This window comes from Flavobacterium sp., from assembly GCF_044368995.1.
In the GTDB taxonomy this organism is placed as follows: Bacteria; Bacteroidota; Bacteroidia; order Flavobacteriales; family Flavobacteriaceae; genus Flavobacterium.
The window spans coordinates 1-14,833 of record NZ_JBIPMS010000035.1 but is presented as its reverse complement, the minus strand read 5'-3'; the positions used below and the strand labels follow the sequence as shown (position 1 = coordinate 14,833).

15 protein-coding genes are annotated in these 14,833 nt (G+C 32.1%); 2 read left to right on the top strand and 13 right to left on the bottom strand.

The annotated features are described in order from the left end of the window. Window positions 1-131: 131 nt before the first annotated feature. Window positions 132-1,364: an ABC transporter permease gene (locus tag ACIQ2I_RS04225; RefSeq protein WP_396181185.1), complete on the bottom strand. Its 1,233-nt coding sequence runs from the start codon at window positions 1,362-1,364 to the stop codon at window positions 132-134. 11 nt (window positions 1,365-1,375) lie between these two features. Between ACIQ2I_RS04225 and ACIQ2I_RS04220 the strand changes: the two genes are divergently transcribed. Then, a complete protein-coding gene (locus ACIQ2I_RS04220; RefSeq protein WP_396181184.1) occupies window positions 1,376-2,602 on the top strand; it encodes an exo-beta-N-acetylmuramidase NamZ domain-containing protein in 1,227 nt (408 codons plus the stop codon). Between the two features lies 1 nt (window position 2,603). Here the strand turns inward: ACIQ2I_RS04220 and ACIQ2I_RS04215 are convergent, their stop codons facing one another. After that, window positions 2,604-3,101: a YkgJ family cysteine cluster protein gene (locus ACIQ2I_RS04215; protein WP_396181183.1), complete on the bottom strand. Its 498-nt coding sequence runs from the start codon at window positions 3,099-3,101 to the stop codon at window positions 2,604-2,606. A gap of 88 nt (window positions 3,102-3,189) precedes the next feature. On the opposite strand from ACIQ2I_RS04215, the gene ACIQ2I_RS04210 reads away from it, so the two are divergent. Further along, window positions 3,190-3,897 (top strand): class I SAM-dependent methyltransferase, encoded by a 708-nt coding sequence (locus ACIQ2I_RS04210; protein WP_396181182.1) that lies wholly within the window; start codon window positions 3,190-3,192, stop codon window positions 3,895-3,897. 79 nt (window positions 3,898-3,976) lie between these two features. On the opposite strand, the gene ACIQ2I_RS04205 is transcribed toward ACIQ2I_RS04210, so the two are convergent. The 11 genes from ACIQ2I_RS04205 to kynU all read right to left on the bottom strand — a co-directional run bounded on the left by ACIQ2I_RS04205 (window position 3,977) and on the right by kynU (window position 14,663). Further along, entirely contained in the window at window positions 3,977-4,609 is a 633-nt protein-coding gene (locus ACIQ2I_RS04205; protein ID WP_396181181.1) for a 7-carboxy-7-deazaguanine synthase QueE, read from the bottom strand. A 123-nt stretch (window positions 4,610-4,732) separates the two neighbouring features. Next, window positions 4,733-6,424, bottom strand: coding sequence for a hypothetical protein (locus ACIQ2I_RS04200; RefSeq protein WP_396181180.1), 1,692 nt, complete (start codon window positions 6,422-6,424; stop codon window positions 4,733-4,735). Window positions 6,425-6,440: 16 nt separating this feature from the next. Continuing rightward, window positions 6,441-7,331 (bottom strand): PstS family phosphate ABC transporter substrate-binding protein, encoded by an 891-nt coding sequence (locus ACIQ2I_RS04195; protein ID WP_396181179.1) that lies wholly within the window; start codon window positions 7,329-7,331, stop codon window positions 6,441-6,443. A 1-nt stretch (window position 7,332) separates the two neighbouring features. Continuing rightward, the gene (locus ACIQ2I_RS04190) at window positions 7,333-7,557 is read right to left on the bottom strand and encodes a hypothetical protein (protein WP_396181178.1); all 225 of its coding nucleotides are present in this window, start codon (window positions 7,555-7,557) and stop codon (window positions 7,333-7,335) included. Window position 7,558: 1 nt separating this feature from the next. Further along, window positions 7,559-8,374, bottom strand: coding sequence for an energy transducer TonB (locus ACIQ2I_RS04185; RefSeq protein ID WP_396181177.1), 816 nt, complete (start codon window positions 8,372-8,374; stop codon window positions 7,559-7,561). 21 nt (window positions 8,375-8,395) lie between these two features. Continuing rightward, the gene (locus ACIQ2I_RS04180) at window positions 8,396-8,965 is read right to left on the bottom strand and encodes an ExbD/TolR family protein (RefSeq protein WP_396181176.1); all 570 of its coding nucleotides are present in this window, start codon (window positions 8,963-8,965) and stop codon (window positions 8,396-8,398) included. Between the two features lie 18 nt (window positions 8,966-8,983). Beyond that, a complete protein-coding gene (locus ACIQ2I_RS04175) occupies window positions 8,984-9,625 on the bottom strand; it encodes an ExbD/TolR family protein (RefSeq protein ID WP_396181175.1) in 642 nt (213 codons plus the stop codon). 38 nt (window positions 9,626-9,663) lie between these two features. Further along, entirely contained in the window at window positions 9,664-10,488 is an 825-nt protein-coding gene (locus tag ACIQ2I_RS04170; RefSeq protein WP_396181174.1) for a MotA/TolQ/ExbB proton channel family protein, read from the bottom strand. Between the two features lie 349 nt (window positions 10,489-10,837). Further along, window positions 10,838-12,187 carry an FAD-dependent oxidoreductase gene (locus tag ACIQ2I_RS04165; protein WP_396181173.1) on the bottom strand — a complete coding sequence of 450 codons (1,350 nt, stop codon included), beginning with the start codon at window positions 12,185-12,187 and terminating at the stop codon, window positions 10,838-10,840. A gap of 51 nt (window positions 12,188-12,238) precedes the next feature. After that, a complete protein-coding gene (locus ACIQ2I_RS04160; RefSeq protein ID WP_396181172.1) occupies window positions 12,239-13,321 on the bottom strand; it encodes an agmatinase family protein in 1,083 nt (360 codons plus the stop codon). Window positions 13,322-13,385: 64 nt separating this feature from the next. Continuing rightward, entirely contained in the window at window positions 13,386-14,663 is a 1,278-nt protein-coding gene (kynU, locus tag ACIQ2I_RS04155; RefSeq protein WP_396181171.1) for a kynureninase, read from the bottom strand. Window positions 14,664-14,833 lie beyond the last annotated feature (170 nt).

The following is a 14,833-nucleotide window of genomic DNA, read 5'->3' as shown; positions in this document are numbered from 1 at the left end:
ATTGAAAGGCAGGATTCTTATGGAAATAATTGCCATAGCCCTGATTGTAGCGGCATCCTTTTTGTATAATGGGCTTTACTTTTCTTAAAGACCACTATACAAAAAGATAGAGCGGAAAGCAGGAAAAGCTGCTAATTAAAGTTCAAAGCTTTAATTGGAGATATTTTAGTTATTAGGTAAGAAGGAATTAGCAAAATCAATATACAAATTAAAATCGTTCCTAAATTTAAAAGAAATATGTAAAAGAAATTTACATCAATAGGGACTGAAGAAACGTAATAACTTTCTGGATTGAGTTTAATAATTTGGAATTTTTTTTGAATTACTAATAACAAAATAGCGATTCCATTTCCCCAAAGTAATCCTCGTGAAATTAGGTGAGCGGCGTTGTATAAAAATATTTTTCGTATGGACCAATTATTAGCTCCAAGTGCTTTTAACATACCTATCAATTGGGTGCGTTCGAGAATTAAAACTAATAGTGCAACTACCATATTTATAGTTGCTACAGCAATCATTATGATTAAAATAACCAAAATATTGAAATCGAAAAGTTTTAGCCATTCGAAAATACTAAAATATTTTTCAGAAATGGATACACTATTGAATGTAGGCGGTATGGTTTTATAGATTTCTTGAGCTCGTTGGTCTAATTTTGAAAAGTCGTCTATGAAAATCTCATAAGCCCCAAACTGATTGGGTTGCCAATTATTTATACGTTGCAGATGTTGTATGTTGCCAATTATATATGAAGAATCAAATTCTTGAAAACCTGAATTATAGATACCTGCAATTTTAAATTTTCGGACACTTGGCAGTTTACCTTGAGTTTTCATAAAAAAAGTAGAGAACGAATTACCAACTTTCAATTTTAATCTATTGGCTAGAAACTGAGAAATTAACACTTCATTAATATCACCGTATTTATAAGTGGGGATTTTACCTGCTACTAAAAATTCTTCTAGATTTTTCCATTGATAGGAAGCGTCTACACCTTTAAAAATAATGCCTTCCACGTCCGTTTTAGTCCTAATTAAAGCGCCTTTTGTGATAACGGGTTGCACATGAGTGATGAAACTATTTTTTTTTAGCTGAGAAACGGACAGCCATTTAGCGTCAATAGGTTCGGCAGTAACTTGAGATTGGTTGTCATCGAAATTTGAAAGTATTACATGCCCGTTGAAAGCAGCGATTTTTTCTCGTATTTTTTGTTGCAATCCCACACCAGTTGCAACAGAGATGACCATCATAAAAATACTTAAGGCAATGGCCAAAATAGCAATTTTTATAATTGGCGAAGAAACACTACTTTTATAACTTTTAGAAACTATAAGTCGTTTTGCAATAAAATATTCTAAATTCAAAATATACTTTTATGAAATTTGAGTTCAAAAATACGTTTTTATTTATTTTAATACTATTATTTTCTTTTGGATGTTCTTCTGTGAAAAAGAGAAAAGTCGAAAGTCAAAAGTCAAAAGCCATAGAAATACCAAGCCAAAAAATCAAAAACTTAGCCATAAAAACTGGTGCTGAAAACTTTAACGCCTATTTGCCTTTATTTGAAAATAAGAAAATTGGTATTGTTACAAATCCTACAGGAATAGTTGAAAACAAAAAGCACTTAGTTGATTTTCTTTTAGAAAAAAAAGTTGATTTACAAAAAATATATGCCCCTGAACACGGATTTAGAGGAACTGCTGATGCTGGTGAAGTCATTAAAGATGGCAAAGACATAAAAACCAATTTGCCAATAATTTCGCTATACGGAAACAACAAAAAACCAAAATCTGAGCAATTGGCCGATATTGATGTGATAATTTTTGACATTCAGGATGTGGGCGCTAGATTTTACACCTATATATCTACATTACATTATGTGATGGAAGCATGTGCGGAAAATAATATTGAACTTTTAGTTTTAGACAGACCCAATCCGAATGGAAATATTATTGATGGCCCTTTATTAGAAATGGAACATAAAAGTTTTGTAGGCATGCACCCTATTCCTGTTTTACATGGTATGACTATTGGAGAATATGCCAAAATGATAAACGGAGAAAAATGGTTAGCCAATGGAATCCAATGTAAATTGCAAGTGGTTCCTTGTTCAAACTACAAAAGAGAAATGAAGTACAGCTTACCCGTAAAACCCTCTCCAAATTTACCAAATGATCAATCGATAAATTTATATGCTAGTTTGTGTTTTTTTGAAGGCACTAATGTAAGTGTGGGAAGAGGTTCAGAAAAACAATTTCAAATTTATGGCTCCCCATTTTTAATTAAAACTGATTTTTCATTTACCCCAATTCCGAATTTTGGTGCAAAAGAACCAATGCATAAAGACATTTTATGTTACGGAGAAGATTTGACTAAAATTAAAAAAGTAACTCGTTTAGAGTTGAAATGGCTTCTAAAAGCATATGCCAATACTTCAGACAAAGCTAATTTTTTTAATGATTTTTTTACCAAATTAGCTGGGACCAAAAAACTACATGAGCAAATTGTAAATGGCGTTTCTGAAAAAGAAATTAGAAAAAGCTGGGAAGTTGATTTGACTACATTTAAAGAAATGAGAAAGAAATATCTAATTTACAACTAAATTACAAAGGCATTTTTAATTTCATCTTCTCCACAATATTAAAAGCAGCGGGACAAACGGCAACGTTTAGTAAAGTTAAATCCGTAATTTGATTGAACTTTTTTCTGTCTGTGTGTGGGAATTCTCTACACGCTTTTGGACGCACATCGTAAATAAAACATTTGTTGTCTGCATCTAAAAACGTGCAAGGGACTGATTTCAACACATAATCATTATCTTCATCTACACGTAAAAACTGATTGATGAACTGTTGTGGTTTTTGTTTTAAATGTTTCGAAATTCGCTCCACATCGGCATCTGTGAATAAAGGTCCTGTCGTTTTACAGCAGTTGGCACATGCTAAACAATCGGTTTTTTTAAATTCGGCATCGTGCAAATCTTGCATCACATAATCTAAATTTTTTGGTACACGTTTTTTTAACTTATCGAAATATTTTTTAGTTTCAATATGTGTATCTTTGGCTAGTTTTTGAATTTCGTTTAGTGCTGGTTTTAACATGTTGTAATTGAATGAAGCGCAAAGCTACGATTTTAATTTATTAACCTATAATTTGAGGGAAGATTGCTTTATACCTCGTAATGACAAAATGAAAGACCTTTTTGGAAAAGCCATATTAGATTACAAAACGAATAATTTACCTGAAGATTTAATTACCGAAACTTCTATTTCAGAAGCTGATGAAATGCCCGTTTCTTATCTATTTAGAACCTACGATAAAATGCCAAAATTGGAACAAAAAGCTTTAGAATTAGCCAAAGGAAAAGTCTTAGATATAGGTTGCGGTGCTGGAAGTCATTCTTTGATATTACAAAACGATAGAAATTTAGAAGTTACTGCTATTGATATTTCTAAAAATGTAGTAAAAGCTTGTCAACTTCGAGGTCTGAAAAATGTATTTGTTCAGGATATATTAGATTTAGACGTTACCATAAAATTTGATACCATACTCCTATTAATGAATGGCACAGGCATCTTTGGAACATTGAAAGAAACAGGCAACTATTTACAGAAATTAAAATCTTTATTAAATGAAAACGGGCAAATTTTAATTGATTCTTCCGATTTAATTTACATGTATGATCAAGATGAAGATGGCGCGTATAGCATTCCAGCTAAAGGATATTATGGCGAATTGACTTTTACGGTGCAATACAAAGGAGAAACAGAAGACACTTTTCCTTGGTTATATTTAGATTACAACACACTTCAAAATGCAGCAATTACCAACGGTTTACAATGTGAATTCATACTAGAAGGTGAGCATTTTGATTATTTAGCGAGATTATTTGTTTAAATTCCAATAAAAAAAATTCCAAACTCCAACTGAAAGTATTTGGTTGGAGTTTGGAATTTATTTTTTGGAATTTCTCTTATTAAGGAATATTCAAATATTTGTGAGTTTGCAAAGACACGCGCCATTTTGGATTATTCATCACATACTCTACAATTAGTGGTGTCATTTCTTCTTTTTTGCTCCATTCGGGTTGTAAGAACAAAATAGCGTTTTCATTTGTTTTTTCTGCTTGTTCTTCGGCGAAAATAAAATCGTGTTTATTATGAATAATCACTTTTAACTCGTTTGCGATGGCGTAAGCTGAAGCTACAGGCAATTTATTTTTCTTGGGCGACAAACAAAACCAATCCCAATTTCCAGTAACATCATAAGCACCAGAAGTTTCAATATGTACAATTAATCCTGCTTTTTTTAATTGCGTAGTAATCGGATTCATATTCCATGTTAAAGGTTCGCCTCCAGTAATTACGATTGTTTCTGCATATTTTTTGGCATTCGTAATTATATTTTCTACTGCTGTTGGTGGATGTAAATCCGCATTCCAACTTTCTTTTACATCGCACCAATGGCAACCTACATCACAACCACCCACGCGAATAAAATACGCTGCTGTTCCAGTATGATATCCTTCGCCTTGAATGGTGTAAAATTCTTCCATTAAGGGAAGCATTTCGCCTTTGTCTACAAGTAATTGAGTTTCTTTATTGAGCATGTTTTGTATATTGATTGCAAAGGTAATTTATTTAGGGTAAAAGGCAAAAGTTTATCAGATGGAAATAGCACATAAAAAAACCGATAACTTTCGCTATCGGTTTTTAATAAATATTATGATATTTTATTTATTTAATGCTTGTAATGATTCTTTTACGAAAACATCATTTGGATTAATTTCTGCTGCTTTTTTGAAATTTTCTATCGCTTTTGCTTTATCAGTTGTAGCATAATTTGCTCCAATAAATGAATAGGTTTCAAATAGGTTTTCTCTCACTGCTGCTTTTAATAGTTCTGTTTCGCCTTTTGCGGTTACTGTTTTTACATAACCTTCATAATCCAAGACAGCTTGCGCATTAGATTCTGGTGTTCCGATTACTCTATTTAATTGTCCTTTGTAAAAATACACATCTTGAGTATTTGGAGAGATTTTGATTGCTTCTGCATAGGCATTATTTGCTTTTACAAATTCTGCAGTTAGTGTTGCTTTTTGTGCCTCCGTTTTACTTTCTGCATAGAACAAAATTGAATTCCCCAATAAAAAATTATCACGGCTGTAACTTTTAGAATTTGTGTTTTTGACTGCCAATTCAAATAATTTTGCAGCTTCTAAATACGCTTTTCCAGAATACAATTTAATTCCGATTTCGGTAAATTCTGTATTTAAATTTGGATTTAATTCTGATGCTTTAGTTAAATCTGAAATGGCGTCTGTGAATCTAGCTTGATTAGAAATAATTCCTTTATCGTCCATTGAAGTCCCTAATTTCGCTTTTGCCAAATACAAATAATCTTTTCCATTGATTTTTTTAGCTTCTACTTTAGTCATATAATCGGCAAGTGACTTAATAGCGCCTTCAGGATTTCCATTTTCTGAATAAGCATACCCTAAATATTTGAATACTTTCGGATTTATTTTATCCGATTTTTGAATAGCTAAAGCTTCCGTTTCTAATTCTTTCCATTTTTTTGATAAGATTAAGAAATCGGCATATTTAATTTTCGCATCTGTAGAAACATCTGTCAAACTCATGTACTTTTTATAATCCTCTAAAGCGGCTGCAATTTTTTCTTCGAAAAGTGATTTTTTTGCATACGCCCAAGCTAAATTAGTTTCTGCTTTTTCACGAAAAGCTGGTCCGTAACTTGGATTGATTGCCAAAATATCATTAAATGCTTTTATCGCTTCTGGGAACGCTTGTGCATTTCTTGTAATAATCGCCAATTGCAAAGGGGCTCTTAATGATGTTTTGTCAAGTTCACCAGCTGTTCTGTAAGCCACATAGGCATCATTGATGTTTTTATTCGCTACCAAAGCGTCACCTAAAGCAATTTGTGCTTGCGCTGATTTCGCATCACTTGCCACAGCTAATTTAGCTGCTGCTAAAGCTTTAGAAACATCTGGATTAGCAGCTTTTAAATAAGCTTGCGTAATAAAAATTTGTTCTTCGGTGTTTTTCTTTTTTGCTAATGCTAATGCTGCTGAAAAATTGGCTTCTGCATTTGAAACTTTTCCATCTAGCAACTCCAACTGACCTAAACCAATTAAATTTAAATGACCTGCATCTTTTGCTGCTTTACCTTTATCAAAATATACTTTAGCCGAATCTTGTTTTTCTAAAGCTAAATATACTTGACCTAAATAAAAATAATTTTTACCTTTATCTGGTGCAGTTTCAACCATCGACTGTAATGATTTTCTAGCATCTGAAAATTTTTCGGCATCAATTGTTTTCTTAACTTGCTCTAAATCTTGAGCGTTTACCGCAACTGCAGCAAAAATAGTGGCAAAACTTGATAAAATAACTGTTCTCATTTCTACTTTTTTATTTCTATTTATTGTTTTTTATAATTCTGATTTCTCTAGTTGGAATCTTAATTGGCGCTAATCCTGATTTAAGAGTAATGCGTTGTCCCACTTCGCTTTTAACAAAAGAAGCAAAACCCATGCCTAAACCTGTTCTTCCTTGATAATTTATCAAATATATTTTTCTTATAAATGGATATTCTTCTGTTTCTATGTATGACTGAGTAGGTTTTACCGCTTTTTGAATACTTTTTCCTACAGCTAAAACTTTGACTTTTTTAATTGTGCTTTCCAATTCAATTGATGGATTCAAGAGCCAATTTACGCCAACAAAACCTATTGAATTATTATTTTCGGAGACAAATTTAATAACTTCTAGGTTGTTTTTCAAAGCTGTGACACTTTTTGATAAAGATTTAACATTCGCTTTATCCATTAAATAACTTAATGTGCTAGAATTTTCGTTATCAAACACAAATTGCACATCCGTTTTTTTCCCATTTAAAACATCATAAATTTCTGAAGTTGTAATAGTAGTTTTTGAATTTCCTGCGTTAACAATAACAGCAATGGCATCAGAACAAAAAGGTGTGTTTTTGCCAATTACATCATTAGCTTTTAATTTATCTTCTTGAGTTTTTGTCAATTCATGGGAAAGTACTGCGATATCAATTTTTCGTTGCAACAATAAATTTACAATATCCGAATCTGAATTTGGAATAAGTGTAATGGCGGCTTTAGGATATTTACTTTCAAAAACCATTTCTTGATCTTCCACAATTGGCAATAAAGATTCGTCTACATAAATTGTGGCTTTTCCTTTAACGTAAGATTCATCTACAGTGGTATTTTCAGATTTTTTACAAGCGAAAATCACTAAAATAATAAGCACAAAAACAGCAGCAATTTTTTTCATGTTACTCATCTTCTCTATTTAATAATCTGTATAATCTAAAACCAGCATATAATACTAGCAAACCTCCAAATATTCTTCTTCTTGTTAAGGCAACTTCTAGAGGAAAATTATCCCAAAAAGCAACCAAATAGGCCAAGACTAAATAAAAACAGAATATTAAAAGTCCTAAAATAAACAGAAATCGCTGTTTGGGCGATTTCTGTTTTAATTTATTTAACCAATTCATATTATTCGTTAGCTGTAATTTGGATGGATATAGGTAATGTATAGTATTGTTTTACACTTCTACCATTATATACACCTGGTGTCCATTTTGGAGATTTATTTAAGATTCTTATTGCCTCTTTTCCTAAACCTAATCCTGCAGGAGTTTCTTTTACAATTACAACATCTCTAATAGAGCCATCATCCCAAACAACAAATTTTGCTATAACACTTCCAGTAGTGGTTTCATCAACTTCTGGTAAACGGAATGAACTTGCAATTTGTTTTCTGAAAGCATTCATCCCACCTGGAGGCGAAGCTTGAACTTGTACAGAGGTAAAAATTTGATTGTAATCTGTATCATCTCCTTTTTGTTCTTCTTTAGCTAATTCAGCTCCTTTATCAAGGTTAGCATTTGCATCTCCTTTAGCCGTTTCTGAACCCGATTTTTTATCAGGATCAACTGGAGGAATTTCATTTACAACTGTTTTCTTGTTTACAACAACTGGAGGGACATTCTTTACGATGTCAACCACAGATTTTACCTTTTTAATAGGTTCTACCTTTTTTTGTTCTAAAATTTTCTTTTCCTTTTTAATAGGCGTTTTCACTTTCTTAAGTTCTACCTTGGTAATTTTATCTTCTACTTTATCTTTACTTTTCATTGAAAGATATAAAGCAAAAACCAACACAATAAAAAATATTGAAGAAACAAGTAATGCAAAAACTGTTCTTTTTGAACTATTTGTTCTTAATTCGTATGCTCCATAACTTTTATTACGTCCTTCGAATATATTGTCAAGTAAACTAGCTTCGCTAATGTTTTGAATTTCACTCATTTTTATATATTTAAAGTTATGTTATTTAATTTTATTGTCTTCAAGCATTTTTAAATCGCCTGGAGTTACATCTACAATTGAATAAGAAAACGGTTTCACTATTGCCATTTCATCTAAAATGTCAACCAAATTTTTATAATTTGCCGATTTACTTGCTTTAATAAGCACCGTCATTCCTTGTGTTTTTGGGTTTTCAACACGATCCATTACATATTTATTATGTATCAAAAGTGCTTTTCTGATACCTTTTCCTCCATAGTTATCTAACTTTGGTTTTCCATTTAAACCATCTTCCATGTAAGGTGCATCAGTCATACCAATATAATACACTAACTTATCATTTTTTCCTAAAACAACCGTTAAAGTTCTCCAAGCTGGAGTTTCTGGTGGGTTAGGATCATCTGTTTTTGTATTATCTGGTAAAGCTAAATCCATAGATTGTGGCTTAGACAATGTGGTTGTTAGGATAAAGAAGGTAATCAGTAAGAAAGCCAAATCTACCATTGCTGTTAAATCAACTCCTGGATTCGATTTTTTACTTCTTACTTTACCGCCTTTACCGCCACCGCCACCGGTATTTAATTCTGCCATGTTATTTTTTTATTTTAATTAAAAATCTTCATCTCTTAGAGAAGTTACTAAATAAAAATCATTCATATTTTGTTTTTGAAGAATATCAAAAATATTCTTAACAACAGTATATTTTTCTTTAGAACCACCTTTTATAGCTATTTCAATCTCCTTAATCTTTTCTGCTCCTTTAGCTTGTTGTTCCATAACAACAGCCGCATTTGCATAATATACCCAGAAAGACAATTCATTTTCAGAAATATCTCCTTTGTAAGGAATACCAACTTGCGTACCTGGTTTGTTTCTATCAGCATTTTTTAAAGCTAATAAAGACTTTAATTGTTCCAAAGGAACACCGAATGAATCTAATAAAGAAAACTCATTTATTTCTTGTGGTGTGAAGGCGATATCATATTTTAACGACATAGCTTCTAAAGCAGCAATTCTGGTTTCTCTTTCAGACATTCCAATATATACTGCGCTATCACCAACAGTAATAGTGAATAAGTTTCTTTCTGGCAATTTAGCTTTTATGGTTGACGCAGGCGTATCTACTGGCTTTGGCTCAGGTACTTTTGATGTTGCTGTCATAATAAAAAAGGACAATAACAAAAACGCAACGTCACACATGGCCGTCATGTCGATTCTTGTGCTTTTTTTAGATGTTTTTATATTTGCCATTTTACTTTATTTAAACTTAATAATTATTTTATGAAATCTTAGTTGCTTCCTTTAGCTCTTTTGTAAGCTTGAGAAATTGCGAAACCAGCTTCGTCAATAAAATAAGTTAAAGTATCAATTTTTGAAGTAAAATAGTTATAAGCGATTACTGCTAAAGTAGAAGTTGAGATACCTGTAGCTGTGTTAATTAACGCTTCAGAAATACCATTAGCTAATTCAGCTTGGTCTGGAGTACCTTCTGCTAATCCAGCGAATGCTTTAATCATACCAGATACCGTTCCTAATAAACCTAATAATGTACCAATTGATACTAATGTAGAGATAATAGTTAAGTGTTTTTCTAACATTGGCATTTCTAATGCTGTGGCTTGTTCTACTTCTTTAGTAATGTTTTCTGTAGCTGTATCAACGTCTAACCCGTCTTTTTTAACTTGTTCAGATTTTAATAAACCTGCTTTAATTACATTGGCAACAGAACCTTCTTGAGCGTCACATGCAGCCATTGCTCCTTGAACATCTCCAGTTTTAATTTGAGATAAAACATCTTTTACGAAGTTATCTAAATTTCCTTTTCCAGCTGCTTTTTTCAAAACGTTAAATCTTTCTACAGAGAAAACGATTGTCATTAATAATAATCCCATTAATACAGGAACAATCATACCGCCTTTATAAACCATTCCTAAATAGTTTCCTGGTAATGGCTGTCCTAATGGATCACCTTTAATAAAGTTTGCTGGTGCTCCCATTACAAATTTCCATAATAAAGCGCCAATAACTATACAAATAACAATAGTTAAAGATGCAAAAACACTACTTCCTTTGCTTCCTTTGTTCTCTACAGAAACGTTTAAATCCTGTCCCATTTTTTAAAATTTTTTAGTTTGAATTGATTAATTATTTGATTTCATTTTTATTTTGATAGTCGCAAATTTATGTGAATTAGATTTGAAAAAAAAACTAATTTCGTAAAATTTACATTAACTTTTTGAAAATATGCAACAATCATACCAAAAAACAGACATAGCATGATTATTTTCAAGTTTTAGTGTTATTTTTTAATAATTATTCAATAAAATTAAGATAATTATATGACTTCTAATGTTAAGATACTGTAAAGTTTTTCCGATTTTGATTAATTTTTACAAAATCAAATACAATTAAAATTTTAAAACAAGATGCTGAAGTTTTATTTTCTATTCAAACCGATAAAAATTATTTTTTTAGAAGATCAATAATCTTACTTTCAACTGCTTGACTGTTCCAAATTTGGTTAATGTTTTCCATTTGTAATACTTCTTGCATGATTTCATTTTGTCTGTCGCCAATTGCTAATGCTTCGGAATAAGGTTGATGGCTAAAAGTTACACGAGAATATAACGGCACCCATAATTGAGGGTGTTTATCTGAAAACCATTTTTCTATTTTCTTTTGTAATAAGAAATTGGCATCTGCTGTTTTAGAACTCATTTCCATAAAATTTCTGTACGAAAGTTCAGCAATGGCATCTGCATTTGGTTTTCTAGAATTTTCGTAATCATTTAATAAGTTTGCCCAATCATCACCATATTTTTCAAACATTTCCTCTAAAACGGTAATGTCTTCAAATCCCGCATTCATTCCGTGTCCGTAAAAGGGTACAATAGCATGACAAGCATCGCCTATAAGCGCTACTTTATCGCTGAAGGTCCAAGGAAAGCACTTCATAGTTACCAAATAACTAGTTGGATTTTTAAAAAAATCCTCCACTAAATCTGGTATTACTTCTTTAGTATCGGGAAAATGATTAGCAAAGAAACCGACCAATTGTTCCTTGCTTTTTATAGATTCGAACGAATTTTCACCATCATGCGGCATAAAAAGTGTACAGGTAAAACTACCATCTAAATTGGCCAAAGCCATTAACATGAAATTGCCTCGAGGCCAAATATGTAAAGAGTTTTTATCTAATTTATGTGTACCATCAGCGTTGGCGGGAATATTTAATTCTTTATAACCAATATTTAAAAATTCTTGCGAATAATTAAACATGCTTTGACGTTGCATTTTATGTCTGATTCTGGAAAAAGCGCCATCGGCACCAAAAGTAATGTCATAATCATGTGTAGTCCACTCCCCTTTTTCAAAATCACCAATAGAAATCGTTGCTGAAGTCAAATCGACATCCCATACTTTTTCTTCGAAGAAGAAAACCACGCCTGCTTTTTCTGCTAAATCCACCATTTTTCTATTCAACAAACCTCTGGAAAGTGAATAAATTACTTCACCGTCTTTACCATAAAACTGTTCATTTACGGTATCTTTTTCGGTATGAATGGCACGTTTATCAACAGGAATTCCTATTCCTAAAACTTCCTGATCTAAGCCCACATTGCATAACGCTTTTACACCTCTATCTGACAAAACAAGATTAATTGATCGTCCTGAAAAATTGATTTTTCGAATATCTGGACTTCTGTCATAAACATGAACGGTGTGTCCTCGTTTTTTGAGATAAATTCCTAATAAAGTTCCAACTAATCCGGAACCTACTATTGCAATTTTTTTTGGTGTTTGCTTTGACATATACTATATACTACTTATGTAGTTTAAATTAAATCTGTTTTGGTTTGATTTTTAAAACTGAATTCTATTTCCAACGTTTAGTTTTTGAGATTTGGCAAAAATGCCACACATATGAAATAACATTCTTGCGCCTACATTTCCGTCCCAATCGTCATTTTCTCCGGGTGCCACTTCGACCAAATCAAAACCAATTATTTCTTTACCAGACTGTGCCAACAAATTAAGTAAATAAGTAGCTTGTTCAAATGAAAAGCCACCTGGAACTGGCGTTCCTGTATTTGGACAATACCATGGATACATACCATCAATATCGAAAGAAATAGTGACTTTTTGTGGTAATTGCGCTATAATTTCTTCACATTGTTGTTTCCAAGTTTGCCCTTCAAATGTTTTCGCTTTCATATCAGCATCTGTATGCACAACAACTCTTCCTTTGGCTTCTTTTACTACATTTACCTCTTGTTCACAAAAATCTCTAATGCCAACTTGAACAATTTTTAAAACTTGAGGAATTTGTAATGTGTTATACATTATAGAAGCATGTGAATAGGTAAACCCTTCGTAAGCCACACGCAAATCCATGTGAGCATCTAAATGTAAAATACCAAAACTGTCGTGTTGGGTAGCCAAAGCTTCATAATAACCAAGCGGTGTACTGTGATCACCACCTAAAAGCGCTACTTTTTTTCCTTTATTTTGCCAAAATAATACTTTTTCTTTTACTTCTGTATGAAGCGTTCTGCAGGCGGTATTAATTTTATGTAAATCCTCCAATAAAGCTGGAAATGTTTCTAAATCTTCTCCATTTTCAAGAGCTTCAATAATAGGTTGCGCCAAATCTTTATATTTTTCAGAGTTTTTTGCCCATTGTGCTGGAGCATCATCCATATAAATACCTAGTTTCCATAATTCTGGAAAATCTTGATGCAATAAATCTACTTGAAACGAAGCATCAAAAATGGCAGCAGGACCTTCAGAAGCACCCGAACCATAACTAACCGTAACTTCCCATGGCACTGGAATAATAATGATCTCAGATTCTTCTGCTGTAAAAGGCAATCCAAAAACAGTAGCGTCGGCTAAACCAGGTTGTGACGGATCGAAATTTGTTATTTTTTGTTTCTTATTATGCATAATAAATTTATTTTTTCTGAAAATCCGAAAATCTGAATATCCAAAAATCTAAAAATCAATATTTCTATTTTAAAATTCCTTTTTTCAAAATTTGTCCAAAATTATAAATATCTTCAAAAGACGTATAAAATGGAACAGGTGCTAAACGAATAACATTAGGTTCACGCCAATCTGTAATCACACCGTTTTGCATTAAATAAGTAAATAATTCTTTGCCTTGACCATGTAAATATACTGATAGCTGACAACCTCTTTCAGATTGATTAGAAGGCGTGATGACTTCAAAGTTTGCTTGTGGAATTTCCTTGTCAATTTCATGAAGAATAAATTCTAAATAAGAAGTGATTTGATTTCTTTTAGCAATTAATTTTTCCATACCAACTTCCGCAAACATTTCGACTGTTGCTAAATAGGGTGCTAAGGACAAAACAGGCAAATTACTTACTTGCCAGCCATTTGCGCCCTCAACCGCATCAAAATTGGGTTCCATCAAAAAACGTCGGGATTTATTGTGCCCATACCAACCTGCAAATCGGTCTAAATTTTTATTGGAGTGGTGTTTTTCGTGTACAAAATATCCAGAAGCATTTCCTGGACCTGAATTCATATATTTATAACTACACCAAGCTGCGAAATCTACTTGCCAATCGTGTAAATTTAGTTCTATATTTCCTGCAGCATGAGCCAAATCCCAACCTACAATTGCTCCAACTTTGTGTCCGGCTGCAGTGATGGTTTTCATATCAAAAACTTGACCTGTATAATAATTTACACCGCCAATGAAAACTAGGGCTAACTCATCGCCTAATTGTTCAATTTTTGCTAAAATATCTTCTGGTCGCGTGGTTAATTCGCCTTCTCTTCTTTTGATTTCAACAATAACATCTTCCGGATCAAAACCATGAAATTTCACCTGACTTTGTAACATATATTGATCTGATGGAAATGCTTTTTCTTCGCATAATATTTTAATTCTTTTGCCTTTTGGTTGGTAAAACGATACAAAAAGCAAATGCAAATTTACAGTTAAAGTATTCATTACCCCTACTTCTGATGGCATAGCGCCTACAATTTTAGCCAAAGGTTCGCAAAATCTTTCATGATAATCCCACCATGGCTTTTCTGAATAAAAATGACCTTCAACAGCCATATTTGCCCAATCATCCATAATATCATCTACATATTTTTTTGTAATTTTTGGTTGCAATCCTAATGAGTTACCCGTAAAATAAATTACATTTTGGTTGTTGTGTTGTGGAAAATAAAATTCGTTTTTATATGATTTTAATTCATCCTGGTCATCTAAACTTTTTGCGAATTCCTTAGTATTTTGAAAGTTCATTTTTAGTAGGTTTTAAAGCGTAAAAGTAACAAAAAAATAAGATATAAAAAAACCCAACTAAATGTTGGGCTTATATTTTAAAAATCTGAAATAAGTCCAGATGAACAATTGTTTAATTTGATTATAAAACCAACATTGCATCACCATAAGAATAGAAATTATATTTCTCT